A 21,544-nucleotide genomic window follows, 5' to 3' on the forward strand; every position below is an offset into this window, starting at 1 on the left:
AGAAATACACAAAGCAAAGCCACCAACTATCATGGTGTGGCACTTGCCATAGGTAACGGATGGTCGCAGCATCTGCAAAAGGCAGCATAAGATAAATATGAATTCGAATAAACAACGCCAGCTTATTGTCTTCGATCTTGATGAAACATTGGTCCATGCAAGCATGACTGATTTGGGTCAGCCTATGGCTTTTGCATTTCCACCCTACTTTGTTTATCAACGTCCCTTTTTGGCAGAAATGCTGGAAGAACTGGCGCCACATTACGACCTGGCAGTATGGTCATCGTCATCAAGGGAATATGTGGATGCTGTGGTCGCGCAGATCTTTGGTACTCGCTACCCTGTCAAGTTTGCGTGGTCGGTCGAGCGCTGTGTGCAGCGGGTGGACATCAAAAGCAATAGCTATGTTTACATCAAGGATTTGAGAAAAATTCAGGGTCAGGGATATACGCTGGACCAGATTACCATAGTCGATGATTCGCCAGAAAAAATTGCCAGACAGCCGAGAAACCATATTCTGATTACGCCTTATCTTGGTAACCAGAAAGACAGGGCCCTGCTGGACATCGTCGGGAAATTCACATTGAGAAGCGCAATTTGCGACTAATTGACTTACTTTTCTGCTTGAAGAGCCGGTGAACACTACTCTTGATAGCGCTCAAATATTCTTTTCAATTCCCCATTTCTCTCCAGCAAAACCAGGCTTGCGCCTATCTTCCTGACCAGCTCAGGAGACATGGTTTTTGCCATGCCCATGTAGAATTTTTCTGTCAGTTGGGGTTTGCTCAAAAGCCGTATCTTGTCTTCCAGGCCGGCCTGCCTGATCGCCAGGCCTATGCCGGGCGAACGGTGACAATAAAACCGCCCGCGTCCAGCCAGCAGTTTTTTCAAGTTGGAGATGGATGAAGTAGCAGTGTCATCTATCTTCAAGCCGCCCATTTGTGTAAGGATATCGACTATGCCAAAGCCGCGCAGGGCCAGGATGATGCCCTCATTACCGAGCTTGCGTATGTCGTCCCAATCCCCAACAGCGACGGTATCATCCGCCCTCACGGCCAGCAGGTAATCGACAGAAAACAGCGGCGTCGCGGCGAACTGGTATTGCGAGGTATTACGCGCTATACGTTGCACCCCACAGATAACATCAATATTGCCCGTCTTCAAAGCGGCATCAATGCGGGCACGCGGTTGCCAGACCTGGTCACCAATAAAGCGCAACTCCGGGTCAACCTTCTCGATGGCGCGCAAGATATCCACACACATGCCGCCTATCGCAATCTTGCCTTGCGGATTAAGGGTAGCAATATACTTGGGTTCGGATGCTTCCTGGGCAGCAGTACGAATCTCTGTAACAGCACAAGCGGGCAGCATGAGCATCAGGAACAGCAGTATCAGTACGCCTTGCAATGCCCATAAAGGACGAACTTGCCCGGACTTGCTCATTGCCTATATGCCAGCCTCTTGTCAGATTTAACAGCACCGCCAGATGCAGCTGCATAAGTGCCAGAACTTGCATGCGTGAACTGTTGTTGCAACTTGAAGATACTGACCACATTCGACAAATTGCCCGCCTGGTCCTGCAAGCTTTTTGCGGCAGCGGCAGCTTCCTCGACCAAGGCTGCATTTTGCTGAGTCACGCCATCCATTTGTATGATGGCATTGTTGATCTGGTCTATGCCAGCAGACTGTTCTTTGCTGGCATCATTGATTTCATTCATGATGCTCGTCACTTTTGCCACGCGCTCGACTATCTCGGCCATAGTCGCACCAGCCTGATCAACCAGGCGCGCACCTTCGCCCACTTTATCGACTGAATCAGAAATCAGGGTTTTGATTTCTTTCGCCGCACTGGCCGATCTTTGTGCCAGGTTGCGTACCTCTGACGCAACCACCGCAAAGCCCCTGCCCTGCTCACCGGCACGGGCTGCTTCCACTGCCGCATTCAGGGCCAGGATATTGGTTTGAAATGCAATGCCATCAATGACGGCAATGATATCGACGATTTTATTCGAAGAATCACTGATCGCCCCCATCGTGGCCACAACCTGCGACACTACCGTGCCACCCTTGACGGCAGCATCAGATGCCGCGTGTGCCAGTTGGTTCGCGTCACGCGCATTTTGTGAGTTCTGCTTCATGGTGCTGGTCAGTTCTTCCATGGAAGAAGCAGTCTCTTCCAGTGAACCTGCCTGGCTTTCGGTACGGGCAGACAAGTCCATATTGCCATTGGCGATATCAGTCGATGCACCGACGATGGTATCGGTGCTGGTGCGCACCTCACTGACGATATTCACCAGTCCATTGTTCATGTCTTTCAAAGCCTGCATGAGCTGGCCGGTTTCATCGCTGGATTTCACTTCGATATTGGTCGTCAGGTCTCCATCTGCCACGCTGCGTGCGAGGCTCAGCGCATGGTGCATGGGCCGGGTGATTCCTATGGTCAGGAACCAGGCGCAGGCACTACCAAAAATAATGAACAGAATGATCAGCGAGCTGATCAGCATCAGGCTGTTTTTGGCGATGGCATCGACTTCCTTGCTCAGATCGTCCACATCTTTTTTTTGAAACTCAAGGAAATCAAGTTCGCTCTTTTGGTATGCATCCGACACCGGCATAAATTGATCAAACAACTTTGCGGCGGCTTCCGCCTGACCTTCTTTTTTTAACTTACTAAGCTGGTCACGCATTGCAATGTATTGCTTGCGCACAGCAATGATGTTGTCGAGCAGTTTTTTCTCTTCTGGAGAGCTGATATGCTCTTCCATGTATTTTTGTATTTCATTATTCCGTGCAGTAGATGCCTTGGCGTCACTGGCAAAATACTCTGCCAGCGACTCATCACTGCTCTTCACTATCGCCAGTGTGCGCTTGAGCCCGGCCACGGTAATCCGGTACCATTCTTCGGTCATGCGCTCTTTTTTCAGCGGCTCCTGCATCATTGCACGGGTGCTGTCTGCAACCTCATTCAAGCGCCATAAGCCTATCCCGGAAGAAACCGTCGCCAGCAGCATAACCAGGCCAAAGCCCATGGCGAGACGTATCCCTATGTTCAGATTCTGAATTTTCATTGCCTGTCTCCTGGGTATTTTTTTATAGGGCACTGCAGAGCTGGAGTTGGCACCGGATATGGCCCGGAACAAACCCCGTCTTGCTTTTCACCTTTTAAAACTATTTCTGGCGAAGCAAGAATTTAGTGTTTTGATGCTTTCAATCATATAAGGCTATTGCTATTTTGCAAGTCAACGATTGCAAAATACCATGAAAACGATATAGCCCCCCCTCACTCATAGGGAAAAAGCTTGAGACCGACAAAGCACTTTCATGCTATCTTGATACTTATTTTTGATTTCATCATTACTTCCATGCCACACATCCGCGCCATTCGTGCAGACATCACCAAGCTGCAAGTCGATGCCATCGTCAATGCCGCCAATTCGTCCCTGCTGGGCGGTGGTGGCGTTGATGGGGCAATACATAGAGCTGCCGGGCCTGAACTGGTACATGAATGCCGCCTGCTCGGTGGTTGCAAGACCGGAGAAGCAAAACTCACCAAGGGCTATCGTTTGCCCGCCAGTTTCATCATCCACACCGTGGGCCCGGTGTGGCGCAACGGCACCAACGATGAAGCTGGCCTGCTGGCCTCTTGTTATTACAACGCCATGCGCATTGCGGCAGAAAAACAGCTCACCAGTATAGCTTTCCCCAGCATCAGCACCGGTATTTACGGCTACCCCATAGAACAGGCTGCCCGTATAGCGGTAAGCTATGTGCGCTCAGCGCTGACAGACTACCCCGTGCTACAGGAAGTGATTTTCTGCTGCTTCTCGGATAGTGACCTCAAGATTTATGAGGCCGTATTGGCTGAATCGGCTGGATCGGCTGAAACAGCAAACAAGGCACCATGAAAATATACTGCCCACAACAAACAAGGCTGAACCCATGCGACATTTCATCTGCTTGATTACCCTGGCCTGTGCCAGCCAGTTGGCCCTGGCACTGGATTGCAGCAAGGCATCCAACACGCTTGAAATCAATGAATGCGCATCCATAGAACAAAAGAAAGTGGAAGCAAAACTCAACGCCGTCTATCAGCGCGTGATGAAGTTTCTCGACAAACAGATTGCTGACGGTGATCTTGACAAGGCATCCAAGACCACGCTCATAGAAGCCCAACGCGCCTGGATCAAGTTCCGTGAAGCAGACTGCAGTGCCGTCTATCAGTACCACATTGCAGGCACCATACGCGGTGTGATGTCCATCAGTTGCATGCAAACCCATACTGAGCGGCGCATCAAGGATCTGGAAGAGTATGAAAAGAATTAAAACCTCTGCGCGCCAGTGTCGCCCTGCAGCTCAGTGATGATTCGGTGATGATACAGTGATGAACAAGATTGACACGCCCATCGATATTATTCGCTTAAGCAAAAAGAGACAACGTAATGTCCAGGAGCAAAACAGATTAAGCGAATATGGTTTGAGAACAACAGCCACTTATTGGCGCGCACACGCACTTCCCAAGGCCTTGCATGATGCCGGGCTTGCCCGCGGCATAGACTGGGGCAATAGCATCATCATTGATCTTGTCGCTGATTTGCCGTGGATGCGAGACACAGTGATGGGCACAATATTGAGCCAGGAAGAAAAATTCATCGAGTTTGAAATTGAAACCAGCCAGCAACACCAGCTAATCAGTTCCATAGAAGCCTGGCTCGATGTGACTGCGCAAACCAATATTTGCGAACATAATCGCGGGACAGGCAGGGGCGCTGGTGCAATGGCCCTGGAGATACGCAGGCAGCTATGCGCGCCTAGAGGGTCGCCACCGGCCGATAGCAGCACAACTGAAGGTGCTATTCCTGCTTTTTAGCGAGTACGTACACAGAGCAAAGACACCCTGCAATCAACCTGAGGCCAAAAGCCAATACGACCACCAGCAATAAAGGTTTGCCAGGCCCCCACAAAGCACCAGCCATGCCCAGGGACAATGCCGAAGCAAAACCCATATCTAAATCATTGAAGCGACGCTCAAGCACGGCTTGGCAAAACGGGCAGTCATAGCTCACCCGCCGGACCAGTTTATACCAGCGATGTCTGCTCAACATGGGCGGGGTCAACTGCAAATCAGTACGGCATTGCGGGCAAAGATGGCGTTTGAGCATATTTGAATTGGCTAAATGGCGCGTAGCATTTGTTCGCGGTTTGGCAAGATCAATTTTCTTGAGTGCCAACAATTATACATTCCCACTTTGCCCGCCTGCCCTTGCTGCTATCATCCAGACAGCAGGCTGAGCAATTCGATCACTAGCCCGGTCGATTGTGTGGCAACGTCTGAGACATGAAAGATCACCAATAATGAGAAATGAAAAAATAAGATCAACTGAGCACCGTATAAAAACCGAAGCAGGCCACCTGTATGCATGTAGCTGGCAGCCGACAAATCATCAAGGCCATGATAACCAGCCACCAATTTTGCTACTGCATGATTCCCTCGGCTGCGTAGCTTTATGGCGTAGCTTTCCCGCCCTGCTGGCTGAGCATAGCGGCAGACAAGTTATCGCTTACGACAGGCTGGGCTTTGGACAATCTGATGCGCGTGACGATGTGCTGAGCCTGGATTTTATTGCGCAGGAAGCGGCAACTTCTTTGCCCCTCTTGCAAAGCCACTTTGGCTTTGAGCGCTTTGTAGTCATGGGGCATAGCGTAGGCGGTGGCATGGCGGTGCACTTTGCAGCTCTTTACGCTGACATCTGCGATGCCCTGATCACCGAGTCTGCACAGGCTCTGGTCGAAGACAAAACACGGGCTGGCCTTATCGAAGCGCAACAGCAGTTCCAGCAGCCAGGTGCATTAGAGCGCCTGCGCCGCTACCACGGTGACAAGGCAGCATGGGTACTCAATGCCTGGATCAATACCTGGCTGTCGCCCGCCTTCGCCAACTGGTCACTGCGCGATGTGCTGCCACAAGTAAGATGCCCCGCCCTGGTGCTGCATGGGGAGCATGACGAATATGGCTCAAACCTGCACCCTGAACAGATCGCAGGGCTCACAACTGGCCCTGCACAACTGGAGATCATCGCTGGCGCGCACCATGTGCCGCACAGGGAACAGGAAGACTGGGTGATAAACAGAGTCTGCCCGTTCCTTGCCAGCTTAAAGTAAGTTCTGCAGCATGGCTGCAACTCAATACCGCCGTCTAAAACTCATCCCACTCATCGTCTGGCTTGCTGGCTGCCTTGGGTGCACCCACCCTTGGTGCTGGCCTGGTGACAGCAGTGACAGACCTGTTGACGGGTTTTGATCCAGTTGCGCCCCTAGGTGAACTGGCCTGTGGCTTGCTGGCAGTTGCCTGGGCATCGTCGAGCTTGAACATGCTGATGATTTGCGACAGGTGTTCTGCCTGTTCTTGCAGGCTCTCAGCCGCAGCCGCTGCCTCTTCGACGAGAGCAGCATTTTGCTGTGTCATTTCATCCATCTGGGTCACGGCACGGTTGACCTCTTCTATGCCTGAGCTTTGTTCCTGGCTGGCGGCGGTGATTTCACTCATGATGTCGGCGACCTGCTTGACCGAGGTGACAATCTCGCCCATGGTCTGGCCCGCTTCATCCACCAGGCGCGCACCGGAATCAACCTTGCCTACCGAGTCATCAATGAGGGATTTGATTTCCTTCGCGGCAGTGGCTGAGCGTTGCGCCAGGTTGCGCACCTCGGATGCGACCACCGCAAAACCACGCCCCTGCTCGCCAGCGCGCGCAGCTTCTACGGCTGCATTCAAAGCCAGGATATTGGTCTGAAAGGCGATGCCGTCAATGACGCTGATGATATCGACGATCTTGCTGGAGCTGCCCTTGATCGACACCATGGTAGAGACGACTTGCGAAACCACTTCACCGCCCTTGCCTGCCACGTTGGCAGCAGACGCAGCCAGTTGATTGGCCTGGCGCGCATTGTCGGCATTTTGCCTGACGGTAGAAGTCAATTCTTCCATCGATGAGGCGGTTTCTTCGAGCGAGCTGGCCTGGCTTTCAGTGCGGGCAGACAGGTCGGCATTGCCCGCAGCAATCTCGCCGGAGGCCAGCCTGACCGAGCCGCTGGTGGCGCGTATGTCTATCAGCACCGCCGCGATCTTGTCGACAAAGCGGTTGAAGGCCTCGCTGATCTGCGCCAGTTCGTCCTTGCCATCGGCAGCCAGACGACGGGTCAGGTCACCTTCGCCAGTCGCAATGTCTGCCATGGCATCGCGTACCAGCTCCAGTTTTTTCAGGGCCTGGGCTACCAGTGCCGTCAATATCAGGGCGGCGAGGGCCACCACGATGATGGCGGTGACGGCAGAGGCCGTCAGCATGGCGGTCAGTGCCTGGGTGGCCTCTGCCCTGTCCAGCACGGTTGCCAGTAGCCAGTCAGTGCCAGCGATTTTGGTGACGAACAGCATGCCCTCACGCCCGTTCAGGTGCACGGTGCTGCTGGTTTTGGATGCTTCAGTCGCATTCAGCACCTGGGTGGTCAGGCTGGCATCGAGATCGCTGAGCGGTTTCAGCGTCAGTTTCTCGTTCGGGTGGGCAATGATCTTACCGCTGCCGTCGAGCAAAAACGCAAAGCTGGCTGGCGTAGGTTTGATCGAGCCTACATTGCTGGTCACTACGTCCAACATGACATCGGCGGCGGCCACGGCGGTGACACTGCCCTTAGCGCCTATGGGGTCGGCAAAGGTCACCACCAGTTTGCCCGTGCTGGCACCGATATAGGGCGCGGTGATGATGGGGCCACCAGCTTCGCTGGCCTTGATATACCAGGGGCGTGCGGTAGGGTCATAGTCGGCTGCGCGTTTGCGGTCTTGCGAGAACACCGCATGCTTGTCGGCAAAGCCTATATAGGCCATGTCAAACACACCGGCCTGCTCACCCGCCTTGAGTGCTCCCAGGGGCTCGGGCAATTCTGCCGCCAGCTTCAGCGAGGCGACTGCTGCCTGCTTGGACTTGACCCATTCGGTAATGGCTGTTGCATGGCTTTCAGACAGTTGCAGTAACTGGCTGTTGAGTGCATCCATGGTACGCGAGCGCGTGGTAAAGAAATTTGCCACTACCATGGCCAGCATGGCAATCACAACGATGGACACACAAATACTGATGAGCTTCCTGCGTAGCGACGAAAAAAACATACCGGTTCTCCATTGATGACAAAAGGCGGAATATTCTGTAGCAACAGCTTTTGCAGCATAGCACTGATTTTGTCGCGCGGTCATCTGGCAAACCTGGCCCTGCGTTTCAAGCAGGTGCAAGACATTTTTTACAGGAATCGTGTTGACTAATTGCAACGCGCACTGAGAACAAGGAGTCATACGGCATTCTCTGCCGGGTGCAATTTACATTATTTGGTTGCAAATTAGTTGCAAATTGACGACGTTGCCGCCAGTTAATATCAAGAAGCCACCTATCGCTCATGAATACTCACGTGCATGCGATTTCCCTCTATGGGTGCAGGAATTTTCTCGTGAGGTGAAGCACGACCGCAAAGCAACAAGTAACAATCTCTATCAATTGGCAGACAGCATTCGCATGCCAGATTTTGATTTTCGGCAGCGTGACTGGTATCTTAGCTACCTTGCTTGCTGCAATGCGCCCGCATTGCATACTGGCCCGCATGCCTGTATTGCTGGTGCTACAAAGGATGTTCCATGCAGCCCGGTAATATGTTGCAACAATTTTGGGCAAAACTTGTCTGATTAATACGCTATGCTTAAGCATGGCAGCCCTATCTTTGACTTTGAATTGCAAAAATGAATGCGCTCGTTACACCCTTGCAAGACAATTATGCGTCAAGAGAGACGGGGGATTTGCTCGCACTGGGTATCAAGCCTGATCTGGCTGAGCATGAATATGCTGCGGTGGAATCTATACTGTCGGTACGTGGTGTGGATATCCATGCGTTCAGGGAACACCGCCAGCAATACCTGAAAAGTGCCGAGCAGCAAAAACCTGCTGATGACAAGCTGGCCTATATGTCACATCGCCTGGCCGCCCAACTTATTGATGTGATAGGCATCGCCCTGTTGTTGGCGCTACTGGGTTTGCTGATCACCGTCGCCATGCCCAATCTGTTCAAGCAGACCAACCGCGCCATCCTGATATTGTGGACGCTTTACCTCTTGTTCAAGGATGGCTTTGATGGGCAAAGCCTGGGCAAGCGCATCATGGGCATACGTGTGCTACAGCGTGACACTGAGCAGCCCTGCAACCTGACGCAATCCTTTGTGCGCAATATCCTGGCACTGACAGTGGTCGATTGGTTGTTCGCACTGGGCAGCAAGCGCCTGCGCCTGGGTGACATGCTGGCGGGTACCAGGGTAGTCAGGGAATAAGCGGCTGCCTGACTGGCCGCCCTTTTTGTCACATCCCGCCGTCACATCTCCCTTCACATCCATCCGCGCATCACAAAAAGTTTGTCGCATCAAAGCCGACCAGGCTCAGGTTATTGACATTCTTCAATACCCCCACCAGCACGATCTCATCCGGCGTGATGTTGTTGACATCAAGCTGGTTGATCACATACCAGATGCTGGCATCACCTATGATGTCGGCGGTAATGATGACCATCTTGCTGGCAACAGTGGGAGCGGTGAAGGCCTTGCCGGTACCAAACAAGGCGGCGATCTTTGTTGTGTCGAGCGCATTGCCCTGTACCGTCAGCACATCGCCATTGGCCCAGGCTTTTGGGGTCGTGGCCGCTGCATTGACTGCAGCAATTTTGGTGGTGCCAGTCTTGTTCAGGAAGGCAGAGAAATTCAATACATCGCCACCCTTGCCTATGGTGAAATTGGTGATGGTATCCACACCATTGGCAACCGGGGTAATGCCAAAAGCATAGGTATCAACCCCGATACCACCCTGCATGGTGTCGATGCCGCCGCCGCCATTGAAAAAATTAGGGTAATTCGAGCCAACCAGCAGATTATTCGCTTCATCACCCTTGATGGTGGTGGTCACCGTCACCTTGCCTGCGGATGAACCGGTAGTAGTGCCGGTACTGCTGGCAGGCGCTGCAATCAGGCTAAAATCGACATAATCGACCTTCTTGATGTCACCACTAAGCAAGGCCAGCGGTTTGCCGTCCAGCGTCAGCAAATCCTGGCCCAGATCCACCACCAGCGGCGTGGTCAGCGCGCCCTTGCCGCTGAGCAGGTGATTGGTTTCATTGAGTGGGATATCGATGTAATTGATCTGTAGATCAGACTTGACTGCATTGATGATATTGACAACCTTGCCGCCGGTGAATGAGGTATTGTCCAGCGTCACCGTCAGGTTCGTGACATTGTTGATACTGGCATTGGCCGTGGCCTTGCCGCTCAGGGTCAGGGTAGCCGTGGTATCGGTGGTCTTGACCAGGGTGCCGGTCAGGCCTGTGGGTACATTGGTGATCTTGCCCAGGGATGTGCCAACATTGCCCTTGAAGGTGTCGCCAGTCAGCGTGAGGATAATACTGCTGCTGATGCTGCCATCATTGAGCTGCTGCTCGACAAAGGCCGGGGCTGAATAACTGATACTGCCTATGGTGGGCGTCACTTCAGACGCCTGCGCCACTTTCAAGACCAGTTGCTCGACATTGGTAGGGGCAGCAGCAGCCTCGGCTGCCGTTGGCATGCGCCCTATCAGCGTGGTATACACCACGCTGGCATACACCTTGGTCGAGGCAGCTATCTTGAATTCTTGCGACTGGGCAAACTGGTTGACGATTTCACCACGAGCCATGCCATTGTTCATTTGCCCAACCCAGTAATCGCGGCCTGCCGCATCGGCGCTGCGGCCAAGCACGTTCTGGTAAATCAGGTCGAGAAACTGGCTATTTGACAAGTTTGCACCGTATTTGCTGACAAACTCTTCTGATTGTGCAAACACCTGGGCAATCTGGCTATTGCTGCCGCCATTCCTGTGTACGCCCATCCAGAAGGTAAAGCCATCGGTATCCGGTATGCGGTTGAAGGCAGCGAGGTAGAGCCGCACGATCTGCTCAGCAACCGGGCTATACTCAGGCGCAATCAAAAAACTGTATTCCACCCCGGCGCGGGTGAGCAAACCAGAGTCAAGACGGGACGCATACAAATCCACGGTCTGTTGATCGGGTTGCTTGTCCCAGAGTATCTGGAACAAACCTGTGACGAATTCTTTATTGGTTTTGGCCATCGTTGCACCTGCATTTATTGCAGAAAATAATCACGAAAGAAACAGCAAGCATGCCCTGTCGGGGGTAGCAGTTCACTACTTTACGGCAAACTTTCTCAAAGTTTCAGTGTCTATCCCATGTCCGAGCTAGCGGATAAGCGAAACTCAGGCTTCTTGCCAGACGGAAAAATCCCTATTTATGCAGTATATGCCAAAAAATTTCGCAGCAATTCATGCAACAGGCATTAAAAAACCCGCCAGTTCCCATTTTCCGCGTCTTTAATTGATAAAATACAAAACATCCTGCAAGTCATTCACTAGTCAGCCCAGGCCCGGTAGCAAAAGAGCAGAAAGCCAGACATCATGAAAATCGCCGTCCTCTTCCCCACCCAGACAGAAGCCAGCCTGTTCCAGCGCGAAGGCATCATCACCATCGTCTCTGGCGTAGGACTCACTGCGACTGCCCACGCAACCCTGCGTGCAATCTATGAATACGAACCCGACATGCTCATCATGGCAGGCATCGCCGGGGCTTATCCCCATTCCAGCTTCAAGGTCGGTGACGTGGCGCTGGTGGAAAGCGAAGTCGAAGGCGACCTCGGCTTTTTCACGCCCGATGGTTTTACCCATCTCGCCCACCTGCCCATAGACATGGAATTTGAACGCCGCCATACTCTGAGCTGCCCCTTCATCCCGGCAGGCACAGAGTTCGCCCGGGCACGCAGCATGTCCCTGAATGCCGCGATGGCCCACTATGTCGATACAGAATTTGTCGATCTTGAAAACATGGAAGGTGCAGCCTTCTTCTATACCTGTTTGCAGGAAGAACAGCCCTTCCTGGAGTTGCGGGCGATATCCAACTTCGTCAATGTTGATAATGATGAATGGGACATGCAGGGTTCGATCAAGGCCATGACTGCGGCCCTGCATCGCTTGCTGGATGACATACAGCACTGAAATAGCATTGAGCCACACTGAACCAGCACCAAGCTGACACAGAATCTACACTGAATTTTATGCACGGACCCGACCCCAAAAACCCTCACCCCATGCAGGGCTTCCCACAGGTTTGCTATATCCAGAATACCGTCAGCAATCCCCATATCATCATCGGTGACTACACCTACTATGATGACCCGGAAGATGCTGAAAACTTCGAGCGCAATGTGCTCTACCATTTCCCCTTCATCGGCGACAAACTCATCATCGGCAAATTCTGTGCGCTGGCACGGGGTGTCAAGTTCATCATGAACGGGGCCAACCACAATATGGCAGGCATCTCCACCTACCCTTTCCAGATTTTTGGCAATGGCTGGGAGAAAACACCGATGGATCTTGAGTCCCTCCCCTACAAGGGCGACACCATCATCGGCAACGATGTCTGGATCGGGTATGAAGCACTCATCATGCCGGGTGTGAAGATAGGTAATGGTGCCATCATTTCTTCACGCTCCGTCGTGGTCGCCGATGTACCCGCCTATACCATCGTCGGCGGCAACCCGGCTAAACCCATACGCCAGCGCTTTACGCCGGATGTCATCGATACCCTGGAGCAGATCGCCTGGTGGGACTGGCCAGTAGAAAAAATCAGCCGCTACATCAGCGTGATTATTGCGGGCGACATCGGCGCACTCAAAGCCAGCGCACTGGCTGAATAGCCGCATCCATTTCAATTTACTTCTTAGCCATACATGAAAATTACTGACATCCCTTTTGGCACGACAGACTGGTCTGCCATAGAAAAAACCGAGCATCCTGGCATCACAGGCAAGGCCTATTGGCGTACCTGCAAGTTTGGCGATATCCGCGTACGCATGATCGAATACACAGCCGGCTACCTGGCTGACCACTGGTGCAGCAAGGGGCATATCCTGCTCTGCCTCGAAGGTGAAATGCAAACCGAACTCGACGATGGCCGCGTGCTGACCCTGAAGGCAGGCATGAGTTATCAGGTAGCTGATGGCGCAGAGGCACACCGTTCATCGACAGCAACAGGAGCAACGTTGTTTATCGTCGATTAGGCTTGCGATCTGAAACTGCAATGCTGGTCTGATTGCGGTTTCGCCCCAGCCATTTCAGGCACATTGCATGCAAACGCGCAGGATTCTTGCATTTACTGCATATCTGTATGAGATTGTTAAATCTGACGCGAAAACATTTCCACAGGGAAAATTTTAGCTTATCCTTCTGTTTGCGCTTCAACACTTGAAATCAAGTAAAAAATAACGAGCAAGAATGCTGTTGTTTTTTCCTGAATTTTCATCACCTCCGTTGCCCATCCCCCGCAACGAAAGAGGCACCCACTAACGGCCCAAATCCGCCGCGTTGTAAATCCCGTATTTTTTATTCTGTTTGCCCATAGTCTGAGACCAGGTCTCTGCAGGCATACAGCACGTGGTTCAAACGAAAGGAAACATCATGTCCACAACAACACACAACGAACAATCCACCACCATGCTGCAAAGTGCAGAGCATGGCGCGCAGGAATATCTGGTATTCACCCTGGGTCAGGAAGAATACGGCATAGATATACAGATAGTGCAGGAATTGCGCAGCTACGAAGCAGTGACCAGTATTGCCAATGCGCCAGACTATATCAAGGGTGTCATCAACCTGCGGGGCAACATCATTCCCATCATCGATCTTCGCCTCAGGCTGGGTTTGCCTGTGCGCTTTTACGACCAGTTCACCGTGGTCGTTGTCGTCAATATCGGTGGCAGACAGATAGGTATCGTCGTCGATGGCGTTTCTGATGTCATCGCGCCTCAGACAAATCAAATTCAGACAGCACCGCAGTTGGTCAGCATCAATGACTCCTGCCGGTTCGCTGGTGTCGCTACGATCGATGACAGGATGATCTTGCTGACAGACATCAGCCGCCTGGTCGCTGCTAACGACATCTATCTGCTTGAAGAAGCCGCAGCCTGAGCCCGCGCACTTACCAAGCACACTGACAAAAATACTGCCTTACCGGAGTAACAAATGAATATCAAGAACTTGAAAATCGGCCAAAAACTTGGCCTTAGCTTTGGCATCATCGTCTCGCTGCTGTTGCTGATGTCCATCATTGCCTACCTGTGTGTCGATGAGCTTAATAATGATCTTGATCTGACGAACAAGGACCGCTATCCCAAGACTGTCCAGGCACATATCATCAAGGATGAATTGAATGAGACTGCGCGCAACATGAGCAATATCCTGTTGATGACAGATGCAGAGACACTCAAAGCCGAATATGCCAACATGGATCAGTCAGCAATTGATATTACCAAAGCTGTTGAAGCGCTGGATAAGACTATCACTTCAAAGCGCGCCCGCGAAGACCTGGATGCATTGCAAGCCGCACGCAAGGAATTCCTGGCAGTGCGAACAAAATTCGTCCAGGTATCACGTGAGGGCAATAAAGAAGAGGCGCTTAGCCTGCTTCTCAAGGAAGTGCGTCCTGTTCAAATAAAGTACTTTGACGCCCTGGACAAGCTGATCGGCTATCAAGCCAGCCTAATGGATCAATCTTCGAAAGAAGCAGAAGTAAGTGCGGCACAAACCGAAATGCTCGTCGTCGGTTTAACAATCGCAGCAATCATCATCAGCGGCTTGCTGGCATTCATAACGACACGCCTGATCACCCGCCCCATGAATCAAGCCGTTGAATTAGCCAACAAGGTGGCGGGCGGTGACTTGTCCTCAGACATACAAGTGACCAGCACCGACGAAACCGGTCAGTTATTACTGGCACTTAAAGGCATGAATGACAGCCTGGCACGCATAGTCGGTGAAGTACGTGCTGGCACCGACACGATTGCTACCGCATCCAGCCAGATCGCCGCTGGCAATATGGACTTGTCTTCCCGCACGGAAGAACAGGCAGGCTCGCTGGAAGAAACCGCCTCTTCGATGGAAGAGCTGACTTCTACCGTCAAACATAATGCCGACAATGCAAGGCAAGCCAACCAGCTGGCAGTGTCGGCCTCTGACGTTGCGCAAAAAGGGGGGATGTTGTAGCGCAGGTCGTACAAACCATGGTGTCCATCAATGACTCATCGAAGAAAATTGTTGACATCATCGGCGTCATTGATGGTATCGCCTTCCAGACCAATATCCTGGCGCTCAACGCCGCCGTCGAAGCAGCCCGTGCCGGTGAACAAGGTCGCGGATTTGCAGTGGTTGCCAGTGAAGTGCGTAACCTGGCACAACGCTCAGCAACAGCGGCGAAAGAAATCAAGACCCTGATCAACGACTCGGTAGAAAAAGTGGGCGCAGGCACAAGACTGGTTGACCAGGCAGGTGCCACCATGGACGAAGTTGTACAAAGCGTGCGCCGTGTGACTGATGTGATTGCTGAAATCAGCGCGGCCAGCAATGAACAAAGCACAGGCATAGAGCAGATCAATCAGGCCATAAACCAAATGGACGAGATCACCCAGCAAAATGCCTCACTGGTAGAAGAATCTGCAGCCGCAGCAGAATCCATGCAAAACCAGGCCAGCAATCTTTCTCAACTGGTGGCAAGCTTCAAACTGGGCGCAGAATCGGTGCAGACCAATTTGAGCAATGCAATGGAAACAGCACGGCAGACCATCAAACCAGCAACACGCCAGCCACAGACAAAAACTCTGGTGCGCAGCACTACAAGCCTCATGAACATCAAAAAACTGGCCAGCGCGGTGAAGGTACAGCCAACACGGCAATTCGCCAGCGCCAATGCAAGCGCGGGAGAATGGGTAGAGTTCTAATTTAAGCACACTGTGCTTCATAAAACCAGCCAGGCACCGCCTGGCTTTTTTGTTGCACAAACGCCAGCTACAGGCAATTGGCAGCACCGCCATGCCAGGCACAGCAGGCCGGATTTGTACCAACGAGAGTGAGGCTATGCTATATTCACAGCGACTATTCAGGTGCCATTCAAGTACAAGCTAGCTACTGTTTACGCACTATTTCGCAGATCTTTTCGCACTCTATCCACCATCCGGGAACATGGCATGTATAAAAACAAAGCGCGCAGTCTCGTTCACACCTTACTTTTCACCAGCCTGTGCCTGGGCAGCAACTTCGTGCATGCCAACGACAAAGGAGCTACACAGGATACCATCGCCATCAAGGCTGGCCGTTTGCTGGATGTAGAAAGCGGCAAAGTCTTGCGCGACCAGCTCATCGTCGTCCAGGGCGAGCGCATCATCTCAATCACTCCCATTGCCGGCACACCCATCCCTGCCTCTGCCAAGCTTATCGACCTGTCCAAATCTACCGTCTTGCCCGGCCTCATCGATGCCCATACCCACCTGACCAGCAACCCGCACATGCATGGCTACAGCTCTTTGGGGACATCGACAATACGCTCCGCCCTGTATGGTGTACGGGCAGCACGCGATACCCTGCGCGCTGGCTTCACCACCGTGCGCGATGTAGGCTCTGAAGGTTTTTCTGACGTTGCCCTGCGCGATGCCATCAATGATGGCGACTTCCCCGGCCCGCGCATCATGGCGGCTGGTTATGCGATAGGCATCAAGGGTGGCCATTGCGACAATAACCTGCTGCCGCCCGACTACAATGACACCGGCAAGGGCGTGGCAGACGGCCCCTGGGCAGCACGCAGCAAGGTGCGTGAAATGGCCAAGTATGGTGCCGATGTCATCAAAATCTGCGCCACCGGCGGCGTACTATCCAAAGGCGACTCGCCTGGAGCCCAGCAATACACCCTCGAAGAAATGCAGGCCATCGTGCAGGAAGCCCACAAGCTGGGCCGCAAGGTCGCCGCCCATGCCCACGGTGCCAGCGGCATTGCTGACGCCATACGCGCCGGGGTCGATTCTGTCGAGCACAGCAGCCTGATTGATGAAGAAGGCATCAAACTCGCCAAAGAACATGGCACATGGCTGGTCATGGACATTTATAATGACGACTATATTCTTGGTGAAGGCGAAAAAGCAGGCTTTTTGCCAGAATCCCTCGCCAAGGAAAAAGAGATAGGCCAAAAACAGCGTGATAACTTCCGCGCTGCGCTGCAAGGCGGTGCCCGCATGGCCTTTGGTTCAGACGCTGGCGTCTATCCGCATGGTGACAATGGCAAGCAATTTTATTACATGGTCAAGTATGGCATGACACCCATGCAGGCCATACAGGCAGCCACCATCAGTGCCGCAGATTTGCTGGGCCTGAAAGAAAAAATCGGCAGCATCAAGGTTGGCAAGTTTGCCGATATCATCGCCGTCGATGCAGACCCGCTGGCAGATGTCACGAGCCTGACGAAAGTAAATTTCGTCATGAAGAGCGGCAAGGTTTACAAGTAATTTTTTTAAGTCAAGACCTCTCAACACCGAGGCACAGAGATGCAGAAAAGATCAGAAGAAAAACACAAACTGTGATTCTTCATTTTAATTTGCATCTCTTTTTTAGAAAGCAGCAATGAATCAAAAACTCAGCATAGATGAATACGACGCACTGGAGCAATTAAGCAAGCTGCCGCGCAACACCAAACCAAATGCCTGCATCAGCCGCAACGCCAAGCGACTGTGCGGCATCAAGTTCATGACTTACCGTAAAGACGGCACGCTGGAACTGACCGATACAGGCAGGCAAACCCTGTTCATCAAACAATGCATAGACGGCCTGCGCGCCATTGCCAATGACCCGGACACCACCCTCCCCGGCCCGGTAGCCACCTTCCTCGGCAAGAAAGCCCACGTAGCAGTCGATGCCGAAACCGGCAAAATGACCATCACCCAACGCGGCCTCGAATGCCTGGCGGATATTGACGCGCAGATGGTGCAGGGGAATAAGTAAACAGCGAAATGGGCGTCAGGCTTTGTCCACGTATTTTAGGCAGATACACATACGTACGATTACGCTCGCGCTAATCGTACCTACCTGAGCTGGTTACCAACTTTCAAATAAGAGTTAGGTATCATCATGACGCATATATATCAATGGTTCTCGTTTCCCCAAGAGTTCTCGGTTGAATGCGCGAAGTGCAAAGGACATGCAATTTGTTCAAACGCCCCGATCACCAAAGCAACTCAGGTTGGAGCAAGCATTAGTTATGAGGCCATCGGGGAGCCTGGTATCTTTGAAGCCGATATTTCTTGTCTCAATTGTGGTTTTTCAGGAAGAAAAACAATCCATTGGCCACGTGATGCTTTTTGGAAGTGTCAGGTAAAAGGAAAAATACTTTGGGCATTTTCATTGGAACATGCAAACGTTCTACTAGAATTTATCCAGTCTTCCAATAGGAATTATCACGACCATACGGGATATCTAGCTTCATTATTACATCTGCCTAAACATTTTAAGTTGGCAAAAAATCGTAAATCTGCAGTGATATCAATTAAGCGATTAATTGGAAAATCGAGGGGGTCAGTCTGATCTTCCTACATTTTCAATTTTGTGGGCAGTTACGTATCTAATCGTATCTAGCTGAGCCAGCATCCATGCATAGAGCCCGTAGGTACGATTAGCCCCGCGTAATCGTACGTATGTTTTACGTCGGATGCCCACATTGTCATTTGATATTTTTCAAAAAGAGCCCGGCTCATTGTCCTACTGAATTCAACAAAATAAGTATCACACTTTTCAAAGTATCTGAGATAAATAGACATGCGTACGATTACGCTTGCGCTAATCGTACCTACCTGAGCTTTCCAGTTCTGTACATGCAAACTCTATTTCACCTGTTTCGATTAAGCTTGCAACTGTTTTGTGAATGGTCTCTTCATCGATGGACTCAACGACTATCATGTCAGTTGCCCATACATAGGCGCCTTTTGCGCACTCTCCAGTTGTGCGAAATTTCTCTAAAAGATACTTCAGATTGCGAAGAGTAAAAAAAGTCGCCGTAAATTTTCTGCCATCAAGCAAATCAATTTGAACGTCAATATTCTCATCTGCTGCAGATAATACTTCATCGATTGCATGTATTGTTATAGAAAAATTCTTCATCGGTTTTTCTCAAATCAAGCCAGGCATTGCAGCATTAATCAGACAAACCACGCAAGGCCGACAAGACTGCAGGCCAGGCATTGCTTTGCGGATCAATCACAGCAAAATGCCCGGCGTCAGGCAGCAATACCAATTGCGTTTTGGGGAAAGCCTTGCAATAAGCTTCAGGCACAATCGGTGGCACAACTTTATCAAGGCTGCCTTGCAGCACCGTCACTGGCACAGCGGGTGCGGGTAACTGCATGGGGTCGGCGTCAGGGCGTTCAGCAGGATTCTTGCCTAGAAACTTCAACACTGCACCATCGCCCAGTTTCAAATCATGGGCCATGCGCAGATCAGCGGCGGGTGCCAGGGCGAGTACACCGGCGAGTGCGGGTGTTGCACATTTGACTGCTGCCCACAGCACGAGATGGCCACCGGCAGAATGCCCGGCCAATAGGATCTTGCCGTTGTGTCGCGCCACCTGGTGTGGCAGCAATTCTATCGCGCTGGCGATATCTTCCAGGCTGGCGTCAGGATTGCCGGGGATGCGGCGATATTCTGGTGTGATAACCGTCCAGCCTTCAGCGGCCAGTGCGCTGGACATCGCCTCGGTGTGCTGCCTGTCATATTCTGGTTTCCAGAAGCCGCCGTGTATCAGCATGAGCAGTGGACGCCGCGCACCGTCACTGCCATAACGTATATCGGCTACCTGGTCTGCATGACTGCCATAGATCAGGATGTGGTCAGGTGGATTGCCTTTGCGTGTCAGGATGGAGAGGTCTTCTGTCATATTGTTTCCTGCAATGATTTACGTAGAACGGGAGATGTGTTGTGCGCTCATTGTACCTGCCACTGGCTGTCATTCTCAGTAGGAGTGGCTCTAACCACTCCTACTGAGAATGCTACAAGCTATCTATTTTTTTGCCCTGCGCCCCAACACAAACGCCAGCAAAATTCCCAATGCAGACAAGCCCAGAGCACCGAGGTTGCCGATGAAGATGTATGGCGTCATGCCAGTATAGCCCTGCACGTTTGCTGCCAGCACGGCGCGGGTATTCTCGGGCAATAACTGTTCTACCACGCCACCCGGTACGATGACGGCTGTGGCCCCGGTATTGGTGGCACGCAGCATCGGGCGACCCGTTTCGAGTACGCGCATTTGGGATATTTGCAAATGCTGGGGGATGGCGAAAGAATTGCCATACCAGGCCAGGTTGGATGCATTCAGCAAAATGCTGGCAACCGGCTGGCCGGCAGCGTGCTGGGCTGACAGTTGCGCGGCAATTTCTTCACCGAATAAATCTTCATAGCAGATATTTGGCATGACCCACTGGTCTGAGACTTTCATCGCTGGCTGTATCGGGCCAGAGGTGGAGAACTCGCCCATGGGGATGGACATCATGTTCACAAACCAGCGGAAACCCGGCGGGATGAATTCGCCAAAAGGCACGAGATGGTGTTTGTCGTAGCGGTAGGGCTGGGCATACTGGCGTGACATGCCAAGTACGCTGTTTGAATACTTGTCGCCACCATCATGCACACCGACACCGAGGATAACAGTGCTGGCACTGTCCTGGGCAAAGGTATTGAGGATGGGCAGATAGTCGGGCGGCAGTTGCGAAGTCAGCATGGGTAATGCTGTCTCAGGTGTGACGATGAGATCCGCCGGGGTTTGCGTGATCATGTCGTGGTACAGCGCCAGCGAATCGTTCAGGTGTTCCTGGCTGAACTTCATGTCTTGTGCGACATTGCCCTGCAACAGGCGCACCTGTATGGGCTGGCCTTGCGGCCTGGTCCAGCTGATTTGTTGCAGGCCAAAGCCAGCAGCAAATACCAGCACGATCAGGGCAGGCAGCGCCATTTTTTGCTGGCGGCTGCCAGCACTTACCAGCAACAGGGCGAGCGCCCCGGCCAGCAGAGCATTGATCCAGCACAGGCCAAGCACACCGATAACAGGCGCGAAACCAGCGAGCGGGCTATGGGTGTGGGCATAGCCTGAGATAGTCCAGGGGAAACCAGTCAAAAAGCAGATGCGCAGCCATTCAGCCACGGTGAACAAAGCGGGCAAGACCAGCAAGCCAGCGACAGTCGCCGAAATCTTCCAGCGTTGTTGCAACCAGCGTGTGCCCCAGGCAGCCGCTGCCAGGTAAATGGACAGCGCCCCGGTCAAAAACATCAACGCCAGCAGGGACAAGACACCGGGCAAGCCGCCAAACACTGTCATTGCATACACCAGCCAGCTGGTACTGGCCGTCAGCCAGCCGAGGCCATATGCCCAGGCCAGCCAGCCTGCGCGCTTGCGGCTGATGGCGGCATCGCCTTCACGCAAAACCTGGCTGAACAAGAGTGCCAGACTGAGTATCTGTACCGGCCAGAAATGAAAGGGAGCAAACGACAATACATTCAGCCCCCCTGCTACCAGTGCCAGCAGGAAGGATGAACGCACAGAAAGAGAAGACAATAAAGACCGCACAGCC

General features: G+C 52.4%; 21 protein-coding genes and 1 pseudogene. 14 read left to right on the top strand and 8 right to left on the bottom strand.

Going from position 1 to position 21,544, the window contains the following annotated elements; all coding sequences use genetic code 11:
* Positions 1-97: 97 nt before the first annotated feature.
* The gene (locus UNDYM_RS18880; RefSeq protein WP_162042419.1) at positions 98-607 is read left to right on the top strand and encodes an HAD family hydrolase; all 510 of its coding nucleotides are present in this window, start codon (positions 98-100) and stop codon (positions 605-607) included.
* Positions 608-642: 35 nt separating this feature from the next.
* Here UNDYM_RS18880 and UNDYM_RS18885 read toward each other — a convergent pair whose 3' ends face one another.
* Both UNDYM_RS18885 and UNDYM_RS18890 read right to left on the bottom strand, forming a co-directional pair.
* Positions 643-1,443 carry an ABC transporter substrate-binding protein gene (locus tag UNDYM_RS18885; RefSeq protein WP_162042420.1) on the bottom strand — a complete coding sequence of 267 codons (801 nt, stop codon included), beginning with the start codon at positions 1,441-1,443 and terminating at the stop codon, positions 643-645.
* A complete protein-coding gene (locus tag UNDYM_RS18890; RefSeq protein WP_162042421.1) occupies positions 1,440-3,068 on the bottom strand; it encodes a methyl-accepting chemotaxis protein in 1,629 nt (542 codons plus the stop codon). The genes UNDYM_RS18885 and UNDYM_RS18890 overlap by 4 nt, the downstream gene beginning before the upstream one ends.
* 294 nt (positions 3,069-3,362) lie before the next feature.
* Here UNDYM_RS18890 and UNDYM_RS18895 point away from each other — a divergent pair, with 294 nt between their 5' ends.
* Genes UNDYM_RS18895 through UNDYM_RS18905 form a run of 3 tightly spaced genes read left to right on the top strand, consistent with a single transcriptional unit; the run spans position 3,363 to position 4,867 of the window.
* A complete protein-coding gene (locus UNDYM_RS18895) occupies positions 3,363-3,905 on the top strand; it encodes an O-acetyl-ADP-ribose deacetylase (RefSeq protein ID WP_162044704.1) in 543 nt (180 codons plus the stop codon).
* 34 nt (positions 3,906-3,939) lie between these two features.
* Positions 3,940-4,323 carry a lysozyme inhibitor LprI family protein gene (locus UNDYM_RS18900; RefSeq protein ID WP_162042422.1) on the top strand — a complete coding sequence of 128 codons (384 nt, stop codon included), beginning with the start codon at positions 3,940-3,942 and terminating at the stop codon, positions 4,321-4,323.
* A gap of 58 nt (positions 4,324-4,381) precedes the next feature.
* A complete protein-coding gene (locus UNDYM_RS18905) occupies positions 4,382-4,867 on the top strand; it encodes a hypothetical protein (RefSeq protein WP_162042423.1) in 486 nt (161 codons plus the stop codon).
* On the opposite strand, the gene UNDYM_RS18910 is transcribed toward UNDYM_RS18905, so the two are convergent.
* Entirely contained in the window at positions 4,851-5,159 is a 309-nt protein-coding gene (locus UNDYM_RS18910; RefSeq protein WP_162042424.1) for a hypothetical protein, read from the bottom strand. The genes UNDYM_RS18905 and UNDYM_RS18910 overlap by 17 nt on opposite strands.
* Positions 5,160-5,352: 193 nt before the next feature.
* Between UNDYM_RS18910 and UNDYM_RS18915 the strand changes: the two genes are divergently transcribed.
* Positions 5,353-6,159, top strand: coding sequence for an alpha/beta fold hydrolase (locus UNDYM_RS18915; RefSeq protein WP_162042425.1), 807 nt, complete (start codon positions 5,353-5,355; stop codon positions 6,157-6,159).
* A 34-nt stretch (positions 6,160-6,193) separates the two neighbouring features.
* On the opposite strand, the gene UNDYM_RS18920 is transcribed toward UNDYM_RS18915, so the two are convergent.
* The gene (locus UNDYM_RS18920; protein ID WP_162042426.1) at positions 6,194-8,155 is read right to left on the bottom strand and encodes a methyl-accepting chemotaxis protein; all 1,962 of its coding nucleotides are present in this window, start codon (positions 8,153-8,155) and stop codon (positions 6,194-6,196) included.
* Positions 8,156-8,773: 618 nt separating this feature from the next.
* On the opposite strand from UNDYM_RS18920, the gene UNDYM_RS18925 reads away from it, so the two are divergent.
* Positions 8,774-9,355: an RDD family protein gene (locus UNDYM_RS18925; protein ID WP_162042427.1), complete on the top strand. Its 582-nt coding sequence runs from the start codon at positions 8,774-8,776 to the stop codon at positions 9,353-9,355.
* A 70-nt stretch (positions 9,356-9,425) separates the two neighbouring features.
* On the opposite strand, the gene UNDYM_RS18930 is transcribed toward UNDYM_RS18925, so the two are convergent.
* Complete coding sequence (locus UNDYM_RS18930) at positions 9,426-11,174, bottom strand: DUF4214 domain-containing protein (RefSeq protein WP_162042428.1); 1,749 nt, start codon at positions 11,172-11,174, stop codon at positions 9,426-9,428.
* 342 nt (positions 11,175-11,516) lie between these two features.
* Between UNDYM_RS18930 and UNDYM_RS18935 the strand changes: the two genes are divergently transcribed.
* The 8 genes and pseudogenes from UNDYM_RS18935 to UNDYM_RS18975 all read left to right on the top strand — a co-directional run bounded on the left by UNDYM_RS18935 (position 11,517) and on the right by UNDYM_RS18975 (position 18,512).
* Positions 11,517-12,110: a purine phosphorylase gene (locus tag UNDYM_RS18935; RefSeq protein ID WP_162042429.1), complete on the top strand. Its 594-nt coding sequence runs from the start codon at positions 11,517-11,519 to the stop codon at positions 12,108-12,110.
* Between the two features lie 59 nt (positions 12,111-12,169).
* On the top strand, positions 12,170-12,811 hold the full coding sequence (locus UNDYM_RS18940) for a Vat family streptogramin A O-acetyltransferase (protein ID WP_162042430.1): 642 nt from the start codon (positions 12,170-12,172) through the stop codon (positions 12,809-12,811).
* A gap of 33 nt (positions 12,812-12,844) precedes the next feature.
* Positions 12,845-13,174, top strand: a complete 330-nt coding sequence (locus UNDYM_RS18945; protein WP_162042431.1) for a DHCW motif cupin fold protein — start codon at positions 12,845-12,847, stop codon at positions 13,172-13,174.
* A 397-nt stretch (positions 13,175-13,571) separates the two neighbouring features.
* Positions 13,572-14,081 (top strand): chemotaxis protein CheW, encoded by a 510-nt coding sequence (locus tag UNDYM_RS18950; RefSeq protein ID WP_162042432.1) that lies wholly within the window; start codon positions 13,572-13,574, stop codon positions 14,079-14,081.
* A 54-nt stretch (positions 14,082-14,135) separates the two neighbouring features.
* Positions 14,136-15,886 (top strand): annotated as a pseudogene (locus UNDYM_RS30330) (methyl-accepting chemotaxis protein).
* 246 nt (positions 15,887-16,132) lie between these two features.
* Entirely contained in the window at positions 16,133-17,440 is a 1,308-nt protein-coding gene (locus tag UNDYM_RS18965) for an amidohydrolase family protein (RefSeq protein ID WP_162042435.1), read from the top strand.
* 115 nt (positions 17,441-17,555) lie between these two features.
* Positions 17,556-17,933 carry a hypothetical protein gene (locus UNDYM_RS18970; RefSeq protein WP_162042436.1) on the top strand — a complete coding sequence of 126 codons (378 nt, stop codon included), beginning with the start codon at positions 17,556-17,558 and terminating at the stop codon, positions 17,931-17,933.
* Positions 17,934-18,059: 126 nt separating this feature from the next.
* A complete protein-coding gene (locus UNDYM_RS18975; RefSeq protein WP_162042437.1) occupies positions 18,060-18,512 on the top strand; it encodes a hypothetical protein in 453 nt (150 codons plus the stop codon).
* 252 nt (positions 18,513-18,764) lie between these two features.
* Here the strand turns inward: UNDYM_RS18975 and UNDYM_RS18980 are convergent, their stop codons facing one another.
* The 3 genes from UNDYM_RS18980 to lnt all read right to left on the bottom strand — a co-directional run bounded on the left by UNDYM_RS18980 (position 18,765) and on the right by lnt (position 21,528).
* Positions 18,765-19,085 carry a hypothetical protein gene (locus tag UNDYM_RS18980; protein WP_162042438.1) on the bottom strand — a complete coding sequence of 107 codons (321 nt, stop codon included), beginning with the start codon at positions 19,083-19,085 and terminating at the stop codon, positions 18,765-18,767.
* Positions 19,086-19,119: 34 nt separating this feature from the next.
* Positions 19,120-19,857, bottom strand: a complete 738-nt coding sequence (locus UNDYM_RS18985) for an alpha/beta hydrolase (RefSeq protein WP_162042439.1) — start codon at positions 19,855-19,857, stop codon at positions 19,120-19,122.
* A 123-nt stretch (positions 19,858-19,980) separates the two neighbouring features.
* Complete coding sequence (gene lnt / locus UNDYM_RS18990; protein WP_232063545.1) at positions 19,981-21,528, bottom strand: apolipoprotein N-acyltransferase; 1,548 nt, start codon at positions 21,526-21,528, stop codon at positions 19,981-19,983.
* Between the last annotated feature and the right edge of the window lie 16 nt (positions 21,529-21,544).

Source organism: Undibacterium sp. YM2 (assembly GCF_009937975.1).
In the GTDB taxonomy this organism is placed as follows: domain Bacteria; phylum Pseudomonadota; class Gammaproteobacteria; order Burkholderiales; family Burkholderiaceae_D; genus Undibacterium.

Coding starts and splice junctions, on each gene's coding strand:
- UNDYM_RS18880 (WP_162042419.1), top strand. CDS start 98: ATGAATTCGAATAAACAACGCCAGCTTATTGTCTTCGATCTTGATGAA.
- UNDYM_RS18885 (WP_162042420.1), bottom strand. CDS start 1,443: ATGAGCAAGTCCGGGCAAGTTCGTCCTTTATGGGCATTGCAAGGCGTA.
- UNDYM_RS18890 (WP_162042421.1), bottom strand. CDS start 3,068: ATGAAAATTCAGAATCTGAACATAGGGATACGTCTCGCCATGGGCTTT.
- UNDYM_RS18895 (WP_162044704.1), top strand. CDS start 3,363: ATGCCACACATCCGCGCCATTCGTGCAGACATCACCAAGCTGCAAGTC.
- UNDYM_RS18900 (WP_162042422.1), top strand. CDS start 3,940: ATGCGACATTTCATCTGCTTGATTACCCTGGCCTGTGCCAGCCAGTTG.
- UNDYM_RS18905 (WP_162042423.1), top strand. CDS start 4,382: ATGAACAAGATTGACACGCCCATCGATATTATTCGCTTAAGCAAAAAG.
- UNDYM_RS18910 (WP_162042424.1), bottom strand. CDS start 5,159: ATGCTCAAACGCCATCTTTGCCCGCAATGCCGTACTGATTTGCAGTTG.
- UNDYM_RS18915 (WP_162042425.1), top strand. CDS start 5,353: ATGAGAAATGAAAAAATAAGATCAACTGAGCACCGTATAAAAACCGAA.
- UNDYM_RS18920 (WP_162042426.1), bottom strand. CDS start 8,155: ATGTTTTTTTCGTCGCTACGCAGGAAGCTCATCAGTATTTGTGTGTCC.
- UNDYM_RS18925 (WP_162042427.1), top strand. CDS start 8,774: ATGAATGCGCTCGTTACACCCTTGCAAGACAATTATGCGTCAAGAGAG.
- UNDYM_RS18930 (WP_162042428.1), bottom strand. CDS start 11,174: ATGGCCAAAACCAATAAAGAATTCGTCACAGGTTTGTTCCAGATACTC.
- UNDYM_RS18935 (WP_162042429.1), top strand. CDS start 11,517: ATGAAAATCGCCGTCCTCTTCCCCACCCAGACAGAAGCCAGCCTGTTC.
- UNDYM_RS18940 (WP_162042430.1), top strand. CDS start 12,170: ATGCACGGACCCGACCCCAAAAACCCTCACCCCATGCAGGGCTTCCCA.
- UNDYM_RS18945 (WP_162042431.1), top strand. CDS start 12,845: ATGAAAATTACTGACATCCCTTTTGGCACGACAGACTGGTCTGCCATA.
- UNDYM_RS18950 (WP_162042432.1), top strand. CDS start 13,572: ATGTCCACAACAACACACAACGAACAATCCACCACCATGCTGCAAAGT.
- UNDYM_RS18965 (WP_162042435.1), top strand. CDS start 16,133: ATGTATAAAAACAAAGCGCGCAGTCTCGTTCACACCTTACTTTTCACC.
- UNDYM_RS18970 (WP_162042436.1), top strand. CDS start 17,556: ATGAATCAAAAACTCAGCATAGATGAATACGACGCACTGGAGCAATTA.
- UNDYM_RS18975 (WP_162042437.1), top strand. CDS start 18,060: ATGACGCATATATATCAATGGTTCTCGTTTCCCCAAGAGTTCTCGGTT.
- UNDYM_RS18980 (WP_162042438.1), bottom strand. CDS start 19,085: ATGAAGAATTTTTCTATAACAATACATGCAATCGATGAAGTATTATCT.
- UNDYM_RS18985 (WP_162042439.1), bottom strand. CDS start 19,857: ATGACAGAAGACCTCTCCATCCTGACACGCAAAGGCAATCCACCTGAC.